This window comes from Lysinibacillus sp. RU7, assembly GCF_057837305.1.
The window spans coordinates 1-248 of sequence record NZ_JBYQFK010000238.1; the positions used below are offsets into that span (position 1 = coordinate 1).

Annotated in this window: 1 protein-coding gene; it reads left to right on the forward strand. The window is 54.4% G+C overall.

Annotation, left to right across the window (positions count from 1 at the left end):
• Positions 1-248 (forward strand): hypothetical protein (locus AC3II9_RS22245; protein WP_489158922.1); only part of this gene is annotated, 248 nt, incomplete at both ends.

A 248-nucleotide genomic window follows, 5' to 3' on the forward strand; every position in this document is an offset into this window, starting at 1 on the left:
GCGCAGCCTCATTCCGATTGGTTATATGCCGGCATCCAATGCAACGGCATCGGGGTTCATGACCCTGACCATCTGTAACCCCGAACACGGTTTTTATACCATTCAGGTTCCCATTGGCGACACCGCTACGCCAGACAGTGAAACCACCATTGCCAACGAATGCCCGTATGGGATACTCGCCCAGCAATTTTTCATTGACCCACCCCCACTACCTGATCCGCTTATCGCCAGACCAGCCATGGTCAGGC